This is a genomic window from Prevotella sp. P3-92, assembly GCF_002251205.1.
Taxonomy (GTDB): Bacteria; Bacteroidota; Bacteroidia; order Bacteroidales; family Bacteroidaceae; genus Prevotella.
Map to the genome: position 1 here is coordinate 83,456 of NZ_NPJE01000062.1, position 14,679 is coordinate 98,134.

The following is a 14,679-nucleotide window of genomic DNA, read 5'->3' on the forward strand; positions in this document are numbered from 1 at the left end:
AAAGTCAAAACAAAGACAACAATGTTGGACAAGAACAGCAAAATATATGTAGCTGGACACCACGGGCTCGTAGGCTCAGCCATTTGGAATAATCTCAAGCAACGGGGTTATACAAATCTCGTTGGGCGAAGCCATAAAGAACTTGATCTGACTGACCAAATAGCAGTCAAAGAGTTCTTCGATCAAGAACAACCTGATGCTGTTGTCCTTGCAGCGGCTTTCGTAGGTGGCATCATGGCCAATTCCCTCTACCGTGCAGACTTTATCATGCAGAACATGAAAATGCAATGCAACGTTATCAGCGAAGCCTATGCACACCAAGTCAAAAAACTGCTGTTCCTTGGCTCAACATGCATCTATCCTAAAAACGCGCCACAGCCCATGAAGGAAGATGTCTTGCTTACCTCACCACTCGAATACACCAACGAGGAATATGCTATTGCCAAAATAGCAGGTCTTAAGATGTGTGAGAGCTATAATCTACAGTACGGCACGAATTATATCGCCGTGATGCCAACCAACCTCTACGGACCAAACGACAACTTCCATCTTGAAAACAGTCACGTCATGCCTGCTATGATGCGAAAAATCTATCTGGCAAAACTCATCCACGAACAAGACTGGAAGAGTATCGAGACAGATATGAATAAACGCCCCATCAACCCCACAGACAAATTACGAGCCCTCATCGGAGAAGGTAATGTCGATGGAAATAATAGCCACGAACGTATTCTAAGAGCATTAGAATTCTACGGCATATACGACAACAAGGTTGTTTTATGGGGAACGGGCACTCCACTACGCGAATTTCTATGGAGTGAAGACATGGCAGACGCAAGTGTTTACATTCTCTTAAACGTAGATTTCAAAGACATCATTGGAATAGAAAAATATTCATCTGTTTTCTACGGTGCAAAGACTAATGGTCTCGTAGATCGAAACAATTCTGAAGGACGTGGTGGTGCAATTCCTGCCCTTGGAGAAATCCGCAACTGTCACATCAACGTAGGAACAGGAAAAGAACTCACCATCAGAGAACTCTCAGAATTGGTAAGGGAAACCATAGGATTCAATGGTGAGATCGTTTTCGACACCTCAAAACCTGACGGAACCATGCGCAAGCTCATCGATGTTTCCAAACTACACTCACTGGGATGGACGCATCACGTAGAGATTGAAAATGGAGTAAGAAAACTCTTTGAATGGTATCGGCAAAGTCTGATATAGAAATCCTAACAATAAAAAAATAACTAAAGCCTATGATTCAATCCTTTGAAGAACTCCGTAACAAACTGCAGCAGAATGGAAAATGCCGTAAAATTGCTGCTGTATGCGTCTATGACGAAGCCACCAAGTCTGCGCTCAACCAATGTGAACAACTTGGATTGGCAGAAATTATCTATGTAAATGATGACATACCAGAAGAAGCAGCCAACAAGGCCGTGGCCATGGTAAGAAACGGAGAAGCCGATGTCCTTATGAAAGGACTCATTGGAACAGACCAGCTCCTACGTGCAGTACTTAACAAGGAACATGGACTGCTTCCAGAAGGACGTATCCTAACCCACCTCACATTGGCAGAGATACCCACATACCACAAAATGCTCTTCTTTAGCGATGCTGCGGTAATTCCATATCCCACTCACGAGCAACGCATCGAACAGGTAAGATACGCTTCAGAAGTATGTCATGCCATGGGCATCCGTCAACCACGTATTGCCCTTATTCATTGTTCTGAGAAACCAAGTAAGCGTTTCCCGTTCGTTGACGGCTATAAAGACATTTGTCAGATGGCGAAAGATGGCATCTATGGTGATTGCATCGTAGATGGTCCTCTAGACATCAAAACAGCATGTTCTTTAAAAGCCTTACAGGCTAAAGGTCTGCAATCACCATTGATGGGCGAAACCGATGTGCTCATCATGCCAGACATAGAGGCAGGTAACGTTTTCTACAAATCCATGACACTATTTGCAGGAGCGAAAACAGCAGGAATGCTTTGTGGAGCTTCCCATCCAGTCGTGGTACCTTCACGTGGCGACTGTGCCGAAGCAAAATTCAACAGCATACTCTTCGCCCTATCAAGCCTACCGGATTAACTCAAAACAAGTTCTTTCCACAAAAACGGCACTCTAAAAGAAAAGCCAAAAAGAAAACAACAAGGGAATGAGATAAGTACAGAAAGTCATTAACTAATTATCAAAAACTATGCGAATTCTCGTCATCAACCCAGGTTCAACATCGACAAAGATAGCTGTCTATGAAGACGAAAAGCCAATACTCCTTCATAGCATCACCCACTCTGCCGATGAATTGGCTGTCTACGATGCTATTACCGAACAACAGGATTTCCGACGCAATCTTGTCATCAAAGAACTGCACCGTGCCAATATTCCTGTAAAATTCGATGCTGTCATTGGACGTGGAGGCTTGGTTAAGCCTATTGCAGGTGGAGTTTATGAAATCAACGAGCAGATGCTCAACGACACACTACACGGATGCGTCATGCACAATCACGCGTGCAATCTTGGTTGTCTGATAGCACATGAAATTGCCATCACAATTCCAAACTGTCGCGCATTTATTGCTGACCCAGGAGTTGTCGATGAACTCTCTCCATTAGCACGTATCAGCGGTAGTCCGCTCATGCCTCGCATCTGTATATGGCATGCTCTTAATCAACGAGCCATTGCAAGACGATACGCAAGAGAAATCGGTAAAAGATACGAAGACCTCAATCTCATCATCTGCCACTTAGGAGGAGGCATATCCGTAGCAGCACATGAACACGGAAAGGCCATCGACACCAACAATGCTCTCGACGGTGAAGGTCCGTTCTCGCCAGAGCGTGCAGGTTCCTTGCCGGCAGCAGACCTCATCCGCCTCTGTTTCAGTGGAAAATATACAGAAAAACAATTACTGAAGCGAATAGCAGGAAAAGCAGGACTTACCGCACATCTTGGCACCAACAACATGAAAGAGATACAAGAACGCATCAAGAATGGAGACAAACAAGCACAACTCATTACAGATGCCATGATTTACCACACGGCAAAACAAATAGCAGCAGAAGGTGCAGTACTTTGCGGTAACGTTGACGCTATTCTATTGACAGGGGGCATGGCACATAGTGATTACATTACTAACGAGCTTCGTCGCAGAATCGGCTACCTCGCACCTGTTTATTGTTTTCCTGGAGAAAACGAAATGGAAGCATTAGCTCTCAATGCGTTATCTGTATTAAAAGGAACTAGCAAGGCACAAATTTACCAATAGCCCCAACACAGTAGTTAGATTCTGAGAAAAAGAAAACTCCTCTCTTGTTATTAGCAAGAGAGGAGAAACTATATGAAGCAATATCTATAATCAGATATTGTTTTTCAGAATATCCTTCCAACGGGCGTAAGCAGCAAGATACTCTGCGCGGTGTGCCTCATCCGGTTCAATCACCTGAAGTTTATCCAAAGAAGCAAAAGCCTCATTATTGTCTTTATAGATACCGGCACCGATACCAGCACCCTTGGCAGCGCCTACCGATCCATCTGTATCATATAATTCAATAGTTGCCCCACTAACACCTGCGAGGGTATCACGGAACAATGGACTCAAGAACATGTTAGCCTTACCAGCATGTATCTTGTGGATATCCATACCCATCTGTTGCATGATTTCCATACCATAGCAGAACGAGAACACAATACCTTCCTGTGCAGCACGTACAAGATGTGCACGATTGTGCTTATTAAAATTAACACCATTGAACGAACAGCCAATTTCCTTGTTCTCCAATACGCGTTCTGCACCGTTTCCAAAAGGAATAACAGTAACTCCTTCACTTCCGATAGGAACAGTAGCAGCGAGATCATTCATCTCTGCATAACCAACCTCAGGAGTTATATTACGATGAACCCATGCATTTAGGATACCTGTACCATTGATGCACAGCAGTACGCCCAAACGGGTTTGTTCTTCAGTATGATTGACGTGTGCAAATGTATTCACACGACTTTTCTTGTCGTAGTTAACATTTCCAAGCACACCATAAACCACACCTGATGTTCCGGCTGTAGATGCAATTTCTCCAGGATTAAACACATTAAGCGACAATGCATTGTTGGGTTGATCACCTGCACGGTAGGTTATCGGGGTTCCTGCCTCCAAACCTGTCTCTGCAGCAGCTTCTGCCGAAACTTCACTCTGAATGCTGAAAGTCGGAACGATATCGCTGATTATCGACTCATCAAAGCCATAATATTTGGTCAAGAAATCAGCAACTCTGTTATTTTTGAAATCCCAAAGCATTCCTTCGCTCAATCCACTTACTGTAGTATTGGCAACACCTGAGAGACGCATGGCAATATAATCACCTGGCAACATCACCTTATAAATTTTCTCATAAATGTCGGGCTCGTTCTCTTTCACCCATGCCAATTTAGCCGCAGTAAAGTTACCTGGTGAATTCAACAAGTGACCAAGACATTGTTCTGCGCCCAAATCACGGAATGCTTTCTCGCCATAAGGTACTGCACGTGAATCACACCAAATAATAGAAGGACGCAGCGCCTGCAGATTCTTATCTACACATACCAAGCCGTGCATCTGATAGGAAATACCAATAGCCTTGATATCTTCACCCTTAACCTGGGCATCAGCCATAATTTTCTTCAAACTCAATTTGGCATTATCCCACCACATCTGAGGATCCTGTTCTGCCCATCCTGCTTTTACAGCCATAATAGGAGCTTCTTTTTCAGGATAAAAAGCAGTAGCAACACACTTGCCTGTGTCGGCATTTACCAACGACGCTTTGACAGAAGAACTGCCCACGTCAAAACCTAATAGGTATCTATTTGACATAATACAATAGTTAATAATTTATTTATAATTCGTTTCTGCCTACAAAGTTCTTCATTTTTTTTTAGAAAATCGTCTTTTTTCATCTTTTTTTCTCATTTTTTTGCTCAATATACCGCTACTTTTAATTTTTTTTCCTACCTTTGCGCATAAAAGAAGCCTAATAAACAGAATGAAGTCAACTTCTATCCTGCCATGGCCAAACAAAAATCACGACCAAAACATAAAGTTCAGTTCATAAATGAAAAAGAAAATATTAATCCTTGATGACAAAGAGACCATCGCAAAGGTGCTCTCAATCTACTTGATGAGTGACTATGATGTTCAGTGGCTCCCCGACGGGCTACAGGGCGTAAAATGGCTTCAGGCCGGTAACACTCCCGACTTGATTATCTCCGACATCCGTATGCCAGGAATGCGAGGAGACGATTTTTTGGAGTGGATTAAGCAGAACGAGTTGTTCCGTCACATCCCAGTAATCATGTTATCAAGTGAAGATTCCACAAGTGAGCGAATTCGCCTATTGGAGATTGGTGCAGAAGACTATATTGTTAAGCCTTTCAATCCCATGGAGCTTAAAATTCGTGTGAAGAAGATTTTACCAAACTAATTTTGAGAAATCACATATAATATATGATAGGTGTTGTTTACTTAGGAAACAATCCAAAAACACAGGAAAAACTAAAATACATCCCAGGGCAGATGGTTCGTATAACCAATGCTTATAAGGATACTGCTCAATTGTGTACGCCTCACGTACGCAATGAGCATTTTATTGTGTTTTACGAACGTAGTGTCCGCAACGAAGACATCACCGCCATCACCTACCTTCGCAAGAAGTGCCACAATGTATATATCATTCTCCTTACCAATGCTATGACACCAAAGGAGCGTGATATTTATATGAAATGCGGTATCAATGATACCATAGAATGTGATGCGTCTGTTACGGCATTGAACAAGAAAATTCAGTTCATATCCGATCGTGAGAACATACTTTTCGATGACGAAAGCTCCAAACACAAAATTTTAAAATTCAAAATTCCACTTTGGAAACGTCTTTTCGATATTATATTCTCTAGCATTGCTATCATCCTGCTTTCACCTGTATTCATCCTTACTGCCATTGCCATTCGTTTGGAAAGCAAAGGACCGATTCTATTCAAATCGAAACGAGTAGGTACCAATTACACAGTATTCAACTTCCTTAAATTCCGTAGCATGTATGCAGATGCAGAGCGTCGATTAAAGGAATTAAGCAAAGATCATAACCAGTATGCAGAAAAGGATACTGATCAAAAAGAAGAGGCCGATAAGCAGAAGAGCATTACAGCACCTTTGGGTGACGAGGCTGAGCAAGAAATGCTCACCATGGGTATGGAATCCGGCATGATGATTGGCGATGAAGAAGTGATGCTCATTGGAGACAACTACGTTGTAGCAGAAAGCGAATTCAACAAGAAGCGTGAAGAAGAGAATAATAACGCATTTGTTAAGATAGAAAATGACCCACGCATCACTAAGGTAGGTCGTTTCATCCGCAAATACAGCATTGACGAACTTCCACAGTTGTTTAACATCCTTCGAGGTGATATGTCTATTGTTGGCAATCGTCCGCTTCCTCTATATGAGGCAGAAAAGCTAACCGTTGACACCAGCATTGACCGTTTCATGGCCCCCGCGGGCCTTACCGGCCTTTGGCAAGTAGAAGAGCGCGGCAAAGGCGGCAATATGTCTGCCGAAGAGCGCAAACAACTTGACATCACGTATGGACAGACCTATAACTTCATGCTCGACATGAAGATTATATTCCGTACACTCTTTGCATTTATCCAGAAAGAAAACGTTTAAAAATTAGATTAACTAAATTGAGATGAAAAAAATCAAGAGACTACTATTGCTCTTAGTTCTAACTGGTGCAGGTACTGCCGCCCATGCTCAGTTGGACGAAAGTGGCATTAGCGCTGGATTCTTCGATTCCAGCGAAAACAACACGCTCAACTTTTCCACCTTCCATTTACCACCATTATCCGTGTTGTATGAAAACGCCAAACAGAATCCTCAGATTCTGTCGTTGGCAAAAGCGCAGGAGTTGGCACAGGCAGAAGTTGCCAAACAGAAGCGCCATATCTTTTCATACGTCACAGGTCATGCCAGCTATAGTTATGGTAAGGCCGATATGTGGGGAAACAGTTCGTCGGCTTATAGCCCGACACTATACCAATTTCAAGGAACCGAACAGAGTTATTGGAATGTTGGTGTCAATGTTGCCGTTCCATTGGAAGACATCCTTGACCTCAGCGCATCTGTTAAACGCAAGCGCATTGAGGCTGAACAGGCAAAATTAAAAAAAGACATTGAATTTGAAGATTTAAAAAAGGAAATTGGTATTCTTTATGTGACCATTACCAACAATTTGATTACTCTAAAGACCGCCAGTGAAAGTGCTGCAGCATACCAAGGTGCCGGCTCTTTGAATCAGGAAGATTTCCATCAGGGCAACATGACTATGGAAAACTATGCCTACACCAAGATGCATGAGCTCAGCGTAGTTCAGCAATACCAAACGCTTCAAACCAAACTGATGACAGACATCATCACTTTGGAAATTCTCTCTCGCACACCAATCATAACCAATGCTACAACAGACGTAACACTTGATGATACCATCCAGAAATCTGACAAGCAGATTGCTAAGGAGAACAAAGCTGTTGACAAGCGTATTGCAGAAGAAGTAAAAAATGAAGAGAAACGCTATCGCCAGTTAGAGAAAGCTGAACGCGAAGCACAGAAAAAAGCAGAACGCGAAGCTGCCAAAAACAACAAAAAGAAATAACATAACGCCTTACTAATATGGATTTATTCAGATATATCGTCAGATTTTTATATAAGATACGTTGGTATTTGGTTATCTTCCCCATGATAGCCCTTATCATAGCATGGTTCTCTACCCGCCACATGGACCGCGTTTACGACACTAATGCCACTATTTATACTGGTATGATTACCGGCTACAATATTGAAGGTGGTGTGGGTGTTGCAGGTGGCAATCCCCAAACCAACATCAATAACTTGATGCTCATCATCACTACAGAGACTACTATCAATGAGGTTTCCCTTCGTCTGTTTGCTCGTTGTATGATGTATGGCAATCCAAACAAAGACAACAACTACATCTCAGCCGAACACTTCCGTGAACTTGACGCCCAAGTTCCTGCAGAAGTCAAGGCATTGATTAACCGCAACAGCGAATCGGCATCCTATGCCAACCTAAAAGCATACGTTAAGCCCTCCCAAGACAACTACATCTTTGGCTTACTTAACTATCACCCATATTTCGGTGTAAACCAAATCACCTCACGCTTAAAAGTGGTACAATTAAATAATAGTGATATCATTGATATAGGTTATTCCGCCAACGATGCAGGTATTGCTTATAATACATTGGACATTTTGAATGAAGTCTTCGCTCGCCAATATCAGTTGATTCGTTTCGGTGAAACCAACAATGTCATCAAGTTCTTTGAGCGTGAGGTTGCTCGCCTCTATCGTATTCTGACAGGCGCAGAAGATGATCTCATTCGCTACAACGTTTCGAAACGCATCATCAACTATGGTGAACAGACCAAGCAGTTAAGTGGTTTGGAAGCCCAACAGCAGAATTTCCGCAACGACCAATTGATGGAATATACCACTTCAAAAGCCATATTGGACTACTTGGAGCGTCATTTGGGCGATCGTGCCAAAGTAATCCGCGCAAACCAGAGTTTCACCAACGAAATCAAGGATATTTCACGTTTACAGTCACGTATCTCTAACCTTCGACTGATGAGCGGAGAAGGTGGTGACCTCAATAATGAGGCGCAGGAAGAACTGGCAAAAGCACAGAAAGAACTCCAAGCCACTACACAACGTGTTAGAAAACTCACCCACGACATTGAAGCTGGTAGTTACAGCACCGAAACTGGTGTTAAGGCTCAGCCAATGATTGATAAGTGGCTGGATCAAATGTTGACCATGGAAAAAGTGAAAGCACAGATGTCAGCAACAGATATCATGCAACAGAATCTCGATCGCCAATATCTGTTCTATTCTCCTATTGGTGCCACCTTGGACCGTAAAGCGCGTCATATTGGATTTGTGGAAGGAAACTATATGGAAATGCTGAAAGCTTTGAATGCAGCACGCCTGCGTCAGAAGAACTTGCAGATGAGTACCGCCACCCTCCGTGTACTCAACCCACCGATGTTCCCTTTGAATGCACAGCCTACCAATCGTATCATGATTCTGTTGGGTGCATTTCTTCTGACCTTCATGCTGACAGCCTTATACTTCTTCATTATCGAATTGCTCGATCGTACACTTCGTGACCGTATGCGTTCAGAACGCATCACCAAAGTACCCGTCATGGGTTGTTTCCCACGCGAAAGCAATCTGCGCTATCGCCGCTTCAACAAGACCATTGCCGATATGTCATTGCGCCAGTTGAGCAAGGCACTGCTTCCCCATTTCAAGGAAGGTCAGCAGAATGTGTTAAACCTCATCTCTACCGACTCAGGTAATGGAAGGAGCTATCTCGCTCAGGAATTGGAAAACTATTGGATATCCATCGGTCTGCAAGTTCGCCGTCTTACATACGACGAAGACTTCTTGGCAGAAGACAGCAAATTCATTATGGCAAACGGCATCAAAGACTTGTGCCCAGATATCTTGCCCGATGAGATTGCCATCATTGAGTACCCGAACCTCAACGACAACTCCATTGCTCCAGCATTGCTAAACATGGGTACTGTCAACCTCATGGTAACTCGTGCCAACCGCACCTGGAAGGATGTCGATCAGAAAGCCTTGAAGGAAGTAGAGGCCATGCTGGACGAAGATCACAAGAACACACTCTATATGTATCTGACAGAGGCAAGCCGCTATGCTGTTGAAGAGTTTGTCGGTCAATTGCCACCTTATACTAAGTTCAACAACTTTGTATATCGCATGTCTCAGTTAGGATTGACAGCCACTGAAAACAACAAAGCCCTGTAAATACATGCAGAATAAGTTCGCAACCTATACGGACAGATACGGAGGAAGAGCATTATTGCTCTTTCTCCTGTTTTCAGCCGCCATCTACCAATTGGTTACAGTTGGTATTGGCATGTTCGCATTGATATGTCTGTTACCTTTGGTTGTAATTGCCATTTATGTGGCATTCCGATGGCGTACAGCAACATTTTGGCTGTTGTTCTTTATCAACTATTTTATACAATGGTTTTCAAAGAACAACTGGATACCCTCTGGCATACCACTGTCATTTTATAACGAAGCATTGGAAATTGTTTTGTTGGTCATAGCCATCATCGATGCTCGTAAATCTCCATGTTTTGAACGTACTGGAAACATGATGCTTTATGCTTTGATGATTTGGTGTGGATTTTGTACCTTGGAAATCTTCAATGACACCTGTGGTCTTGGAATGAACGTCTATGCTTGGTACACTGGTGCCAGACTCATGGCTTTCCAGATTCTCTATGCATTCTTAGTCTATATTATCTATATCGACAAGCCCAAGATTCTCATATATTATTTGATATTTTGGGGATCCCTCTCCTTATTCTCTGTTTTTTGGGTGTGGAAACAGAAATATATAGGATTCACCAATGGTGAACATGCATGGATATATGGAAGAGGATTTAGTACACATATCATCCAATGGGGAACACTCATACGTTATTTCTCAACACACAATGACGCAGCAAGTTTCGGAATTGGTATTGCCTCTACGGCTGTAGCATTCTTGATTTTTGCCTTAACCAGCAAAGTAAAAAAATACCGTTATTTTTTCCTCATCACAGGCATTGCCTGTACATGGGCGATGTTTCCGTCGGGCACCCGTACAGCTATTGTGTGTTTTGGCGCAGGCATTGCGTTCTATACTGTTTTAGCAAAATCCGTCAAACTGTCAGCCTTTGTGGGTATTACCTTTGGCATTGCATTTTTCATCTTAGCTTTTACCAATATCGGAAACAGCAACGGCTCAATCAGACGTATGCGCACAGCATTTGACAGAAGCGACGCCTCTTTAAATGTTCGTGATGTAAACAAGGAATCCATCAAGAAATATATCAAAGAAGCCCCTTGGGGAATTGGCATAGGTATGGAACGCGAACAAGTACCTGCCAATAACAAATACCGTATCTTGACAGAAATTCCCCCTGACTCAGAATATGTATATATTTGGGTACGTACAGGCAAGATAGGTATCATAACTTTCGTATTGACCATGCTCATCATGTTAGGTGGAGCATGTTGGACTGTCCTATTTAGGATAAACAGCCCATCCATGCGAGGTATTGGTGCAGGATTATGTTGCGCCTTTGTATCAATGCAATTAGGAGGTTATGCCAACCAAATTCTATTGAATTTCCCCAACTGTTTAATTTACTATGGTGGTCTCAGTTTAGTCTATGCTCTACCCTATATGGAAAAGGAATGGACTGAATGGGAAAACAAATTATTAGAGAAAGAAGCTGAACGAAAGCGACTAAAACTGGAGAAAAAGAAAGCATCGCGAGTATAAAACATCAAGACATTGGAAGCATTATTATCTATCATCACTATCAATTACAACGGACTTGACGACACCTGTTCGCTGATTGACACCATCCCCTTTGATGATTATCCATTAGAGGTGATAGTGGTAGATAATGCTTCCCGTGATGATGAAGCCACTATTATCGAACACCGTTATCCTCAAGTTAGGGTAATTAGAAGTAATAAGAATCTTGGTTTCGCTGGAGGAAATAATCTCGGTATCAGAGCAGCAAAAGGACAATTTCTTTTTTTTGTCAATAACGATACAGTATTCTTTCGTGAGAGCAAAGTCAAAGTGAATCTTCAAGCCTTGGTCAATCGTTTTGCCTCATCTTCTAAGATTGGCGCTATATGCCCAAAGATACGTTTCTTTTGGGACGAAGCCCCCATTCAATTTGCAGGCTACACTCCCTTGTCGTCTATCACCATGCGCAACAGTGCTATCGGCTATGATGAGCAAGATCATGGACAATATAATACAGCCCATCCAACACCCTATGCCCATGGGGCTGCTATGATGGTCAAGCGTGAAGTTATTGCCCAAGTTGGAATGATGCCAGAATGTTACTTCCTTTATTATGAGGAATTAGACTGGAGTATAATGATACGTCGGGCTGGCTATGAGATTTGGTACGACCCTACTGTTACAGTCTTTCATAAGGAAAGCCGCGCCACAGGCCAAAGCTCACCACTTCGCATGTATTACATTACACGCAACCGTTTGCTGTTCGTCAAAAGGAATTATTCTGGTTTCAAGGGGCTATGCTCAAAATTGTATTTAATCGGCATTGTAGCACCCAAGGATATGTTGCTATCGCTCCTTCATGGCAAGTTGCGTCATGCACTATCCGTAATCAATGGCATTGTTGACTACATAAAACTTTAGATTATGGACATCTGGACACTCTTATACTTCTGTGACATCACATTATTCTGTCTAATATCATTTACGGTGATATATATGACGATTTTCACTTTGGCAGCAATGTTGCCAAAGCGTCATTACACCCAGAAAGTGAAACATCAGAACCGTTTCATCATTCTTATACCTTCATACCGCAATAGTAACGTAGAGCAAACAGTAGCCTCGGCATTAGGTCAGAATTATCCTCAACGGTTATTTGATATCACTGTCATATCAGATCGCAACAACGAGATGACCAATTTCCATTTGGCACAGCAACCTATTACACTACTCACCCCCAATTTCCGAGAAAGCAATAAGGCAAAGTATTTCCAATTGGCCATTTCAAATCTGCCCCAATTCAAGCTCTACGATGTCGTTATAATTCTTGAAGCTGGCAACATCATTGAGTCTGATTTCCTGGAAAAGATCAATACCGCCTACGAGAATGCAGGCACGAGAGCTCTTCAGGCACATCGTGTCTCAAGAAACAGCAAGAGTCAAGTATCACAGATGGCTGCTATTTTTGAAGAAATCAACAACACCATATTCCGTAAAGGACACAATCGTTTGGGGTTATCTGCCAGTCTTTGTATGTCAGGAATGGCGTTTGATTACGAATGGTTCAAATCTACAATTCTCCAATTTAAGGCCAATTGGGATGATAAGAATCTAGAGTCTATTCTACTCCAACAACACGTATTTGTGGAATATGTGGAAGACCTTTATGTCTATGACGAAAAGCCACAACATGCAGAAGATTTCAACCGTCAACGTGGTCAATGGATAAAAAGCCAGTTCGTTACACTACTCAAGAATATCCATCATCTTCCTTGGGCAATACTGACTCGCCAATACGACTTGGCAGACAAGATTATACAATGGATGCTGATGCCTCGTATGGTGTTGATGGGACTTGTTGTAATGATGAGCGCTATTCTCCCATTCATCTATATGTCATTGGCATTGAAATGGTGGGCATTGTTTGCCTTTGTTCTATTTATCTTTGCTTTAGCAACACCAGACTATCTTGTTGACGAGAATTGGAGTCGCTCTTCGCTTAAATCACCCTTGATACTCATGAGGTGCATTCCTGGTCTTTCAAAGATAGCCGATTTTATAGATTACCTCGACAAAAAGTTTCATCATACAAAACGATAAACTCCCTATACCATGTGGACTATCATACATATCATTGACATTGCGTTATGGATTTTCATAGCGCCTTCTGTCATTTATGTATTATTCTATGCCATCGTATCCTTGTTTCATCACAAAAAAAATAAAACTACCATAACAAAGGTACAACACACCTATTTGGTATTATTCCCTGCCTATCATGAAGATGCAGTTATAGTATCATCCATCAAAAGTTTTCTGGAACAAACCTACCCGAAGACACATTATGATGTTGCTGTCATTTCTGACCACATGACAAAGAGCACCAACGATGCCTTGCTTGCGCTCCCCATCACGCTCCATCGACCTATATTCTATAAGAGTAGTAAAGCAAAAGCATTACAATATGCTATTTCAGAAACCAGGAAACAGTACGACCATGTGGTCATTTTAGATGCTGACAATGTCGTTCATCCTGATTTCCTTGAGCGTCTTAACGCTGTTTGTTGTCAAGGTTTTGATTTCGTTCAATGTCATCGTTGCGCAAAGAATAGCGACAACGACATAGCTGCACTTGAAGGAACAAGTGAAGAAATCAACAATACCATTTTCCGTAAAGCCCATAACATAATAGGAATGTCGTCAGCATTAATCGGTTCTGGCATGTGTTTCCGTTTTGAATGGTTCAAAAATCATGTATCCAAACTACAAACTGCAGTAGAAGACCGCGAATTAGAAGCCATGCTCATGCATGAAAATATTTTCATCAAGTATGAGGCAACTATCCACGTTTATGATGAGAAGGTATCTAATCAAGACAACTTCCGTCGTCAGCGTCTTCGTTGGATGACAGGTCAGATACAAAGTCTTTTGTTCATGCTCCCTTATTTACCCAAGGCTTTTATAAAAGGGAACATCAACTATATTGACAAGACCCTACAACAGCTACTGATACCCCGTTCTATACTTTTAGCAACAATACCTGTTGTTGCAGTCATAATGACCTGTGTCTGTTGGCAATGGGGACTTCGCTGGTGGGCATTGTTTATTGCGTTGATTATAGCCCTCTTGATAGCCATTCCTCGCCATCTCCGCACAAGAGCTATCTTCGGAAAAATCATCTCATTTTTCAGGCTTACAGGCAGTATGCTTCAAAACCTGACGAAGATAAACATCAAAAGTAATGATTTCATTCACACCTCACACCATAAATAAAG

At 42.3% G+C, this 14,679-nt stretch carries 12 protein-coding genes; 11 read left to right on the forward strand and 1 reads right to left on the reverse strand.

Features of this window, described 5'->3' with window-relative positions; genetic code table 11:
• Window positions 1-21 precede the first annotated feature (21 nt).
• The 3 genes from CIK93_RS10755 to buk all read left to right on the forward strand — a co-directional run bounded on the left by CIK93_RS10755 (window position 22) and on the right by buk (window position 3,276).
• Window positions 22-1,227, forward strand: coding sequence for a GDP-L-fucose synthase (locus CIK93_RS10755; RefSeq protein ID WP_173815140.1), 1,206 nt, complete (start codon window positions 22-24; stop codon window positions 1,225-1,227).
• A 32-nt stretch (window positions 1,228-1,259) separates the two neighbouring features.
• Entirely contained in the window at window positions 1,260-2,099 is an 840-nt protein-coding gene (locus tag CIK93_RS10760; protein ID WP_094447361.1) for a phosphate acyltransferase, read from the forward strand.
• A gap of 109 nt (window positions 2,100-2,208) precedes the next feature.
• On the forward strand, window positions 2,209-3,276 hold the full coding sequence (gene buk, locus CIK93_RS10765; RefSeq protein ID WP_094447362.1) for a butyrate kinase: 1,068 nt from the start codon (window positions 2,209-2,211) through the stop codon (window positions 3,274-3,276).
• A 90-nt stretch (window positions 3,277-3,366) separates the two neighbouring features.
• Here buk and CIK93_RS10770 read toward each other — a convergent pair whose 3' ends face one another.
• On the reverse strand, window positions 3,367-4,857 hold the full coding sequence (locus CIK93_RS10770) for a xylulokinase (protein WP_094435959.1): 1,491 nt from the start codon (window positions 4,855-4,857) through the stop codon (window positions 3,367-3,369).
• A gap of 238 nt (window positions 4,858-5,095) precedes the next feature.
• On the opposite strand from CIK93_RS10770, the gene CIK93_RS10775 reads away from it, so the two are divergent.
• The 8 genes from CIK93_RS10775 to CIK93_RS10810 all read left to right on the forward strand — a co-directional run bounded on the left by CIK93_RS10775 (window position 5,096) and on the right by CIK93_RS10810 (window position 14,677).
• The gene (locus tag CIK93_RS10775) at window positions 5,096-5,464 is read left to right on the forward strand and encodes a response regulator transcription factor (RefSeq protein WP_027449457.1); all 369 of its coding nucleotides are present in this window, start codon (window positions 5,096-5,098) and stop codon (window positions 5,462-5,464) included.
• Between the two features lie 23 nt (window positions 5,465-5,487).
• Window positions 5,488-6,705 carry a sugar transferase gene (locus CIK93_RS10780; protein ID WP_094439177.1) on the forward strand — a complete coding sequence of 406 codons (1,218 nt, stop codon included), beginning with the start codon at window positions 5,488-5,490 and terminating at the stop codon, window positions 6,703-6,705.
• 22 nt (window positions 6,706-6,727) lie between these two features.
• Window positions 6,728-7,690, forward strand: a complete 963-nt coding sequence (locus CIK93_RS10785) for a TolC family protein (protein WP_094389421.1) — start codon at window positions 6,728-6,730, stop codon at window positions 7,688-7,690.
• Between the two features lie 17 nt (window positions 7,691-7,707).
• Complete coding sequence (locus CIK93_RS10790) at window positions 7,708-9,891, forward strand: hypothetical protein (protein WP_094435957.1); 2,184 nt, start codon at window positions 7,708-7,710, stop codon at window positions 9,889-9,891.
• A gap of 4 nt (window positions 9,892-9,895) precedes the next feature.
• Window positions 9,896-11,425: an O-antigen ligase family protein gene (locus tag CIK93_RS10795; protein ID WP_094447363.1), complete on the forward strand. Its 1,530-nt coding sequence runs from the start codon at window positions 9,896-9,898 to the stop codon at window positions 11,423-11,425.
• A gap of 3 nt (window positions 11,426-11,428) precedes the next feature.
• A complete protein-coding gene (locus tag CIK93_RS10800) occupies window positions 11,429-12,325 on the forward strand; it encodes a glycosyltransferase family 2 protein (RefSeq protein ID WP_094447364.1) in 897 nt (298 codons plus the stop codon).
• A gap of 3 nt (window positions 12,326-12,328) precedes the next feature.
• Window positions 12,329-13,504, forward strand: coding sequence for a glycosyltransferase family 2 protein (locus CIK93_RS10805; RefSeq protein ID WP_094447365.1), 1,176 nt, complete (start codon window positions 12,329-12,331; stop codon window positions 13,502-13,504).
• Between the two features lie 156 nt (window positions 13,505-13,660).
• Window positions 13,661-14,677 carry a glycosyltransferase family 2 protein gene (locus tag CIK93_RS10810; RefSeq protein WP_158215513.1) on the forward strand — a complete coding sequence of 339 codons (1,017 nt, stop codon included), beginning with the start codon at window positions 13,661-13,663 and terminating at the stop codon, window positions 14,675-14,677.
• Window positions 14,678-14,679: the final 2 nt, after the last annotated feature.

Excerpts from the sequence above, each read along its gene's own strand:
- CIK93_RS10780 (WP_094439177.1), top strand. The coding sequence starts at position 5,488 with ATGATAGGTGTTGTTTACTTAGGAAACAATCCAAAAACACAGGAAAAA.
- buk (WP_094447362.1), top strand. The coding sequence starts at position 2,209 with ATGCGAATTCTCGTCATCAACCCAGGTTCAACATCGACAAAGATAGCT.
- CIK93_RS10775 (WP_027449457.1), top strand. The coding sequence starts at position 5,096 with ATGAAAAAGAAAATATTAATCCTTGATGACAAAGAGACCATCGCAAAG.
- CIK93_RS10760 (WP_094447361.1), top strand. The coding sequence starts at position 1,260 with ATGATTCAATCCTTTGAAGAACTCCGTAACAAACTGCAGCAGAATGGA.
- CIK93_RS10790 (WP_094435957.1), top strand. The coding sequence starts at position 7,708 with ATGGATTTATTCAGATATATCGTCAGATTTTTATATAAGATACGTTGG.
- CIK93_RS10805 (WP_094447365.1), top strand. The coding sequence starts at position 12,329 with ATGGACATCTGGACACTCTTATACTTCTGTGACATCACATTATTCTGT.
- CIK93_RS10755 (WP_173815140.1), top strand. The coding sequence starts at position 22 with ATGTTGGACAAGAACAGCAAAATATATGTAGCTGGACACCACGGGCTC.
- CIK93_RS10785 (WP_094389421.1), top strand. The coding sequence starts at position 6,728 with ATGAAAAAAATCAAGAGACTACTATTGCTCTTAGTTCTAACTGGTGCA.
- CIK93_RS10795 (WP_094447363.1), top strand. The coding sequence starts at position 9,896 with ATGCAGAATAAGTTCGCAACCTATACGGACAGATACGGAGGAAGAGCA.
- CIK93_RS10770 (WP_094435959.1), bottom strand. The coding sequence starts at position 4,857 with ATGTCAAATAGATACCTATTAGGTTTTGACGTGGGCAGTTCTTCTGTC.